Consider the following 1,140-nt stretch of genomic DNA (forward strand, 5'->3'; position numbering starts at 1 on the left):
TCCGCTGACGGCGGTTGTTCACACCGCGGGTGTGCTCGCCGATGGGACGATCCCGTCGTTGACGCCTGAGCGGTTGGAGACGGTGCTGCGGCCGAAGGTGGATGCGGTCTGGCATTTGCATGAGCTGACCCGGGGCTTGGACCTGGCGGCGTTCGTTGTGTATTCGTCGCTGTCGGGTGTCATGGGCGCGGCGGGGCAGGGCAACTACGCGGCCGCGAACGCGTTCCTGGACGCGCTGGCCCAGCGGCGCCGGGCCGAGGGGCTGGCGGCGCTGTCGCTGGCCTGGGGCGCTTGGAGCCAGGACGTCGGGATGACCGGCACGCTGGACGACGCCGACATGCGCAGGATGGCGCGGGCGGGGATGCCGTCGCTGTCTGTGGAGCAGGGACTGGCGTTGTTCGAGATCGCTGTCGCGCTTGAGCATGCGGTGCTGGTTCCGGTCCGGCTGGATCTGCCGTTGCTGCGTGCCTACGGTGAGGTGCCGGCGTTGTTGCGGGGTCTGGTGCGTGGTGGTCGGCGCTCGGCGGCGTCCGGTGCGGTGGCCGCGACGTTGCTGGGACGACTGGCCCCGCTGGGGGCGGCCGAGCGCACCGAGGTCCTGGTGGACCTGGTGCGGACCGAGGTGGCCATGGTGCTGGGCCACGTCTCACCAGGCACGGTCGAGGTGCGGCGGGAGTTTCGTGAGCTGGGCTTCGACTCCCTCACCGCCGTCGAGCTGCGTAACCGGTTGAACGTGGTGAGCGGGTTGCGGTTGCCGTCGACGCTGGTGTTCGACTATCCGACGCCGAGTGTGCTGGCGGAGTTCCTGCTGGCCGAGTTGTTCGGTGAGGACGCCGACGCGATCGTTCCCGCGTCGGTGGTGCCGGTGACGGACGATCCGATCGTGATCGTGGGGATGGCGTGCCGCTACCCGGGCGGGGTCACCTCGCCGGAGGATCTGTGGCGGCTGGTCACCGAGGGCGGGGACGGGATTTCGCCGTTCCCGACGACGCGAGGCTGGGACCTGGCGGCGTTCTCCACCCCCGCTTCGGAGAGTCAGGGCGTCGGCTATGAAGGTGGGTTTCTGCACGAGGCGGGGGAGTTCGATCCGGGGTTCTTCGGGATTTCGCCGCGTGAGGCGTTGGCGATGGATCCGCAGCA

The 1,140-nt window shown here is 69.6% G+C and carries 1 protein-coding gene; it reads left to right on the forward strand.

The features are described 5' to 3' along the window. A partial coding sequence (locus AC5L38_RS44200) for a type I polyketide synthase (protein WP_495248820.1) occupies positions 1-1,140 on the forward strand: 1,140 nt, incomplete at both ends.

The organism is Streptosporangium nanhuense (assembly GCF_059358815.1).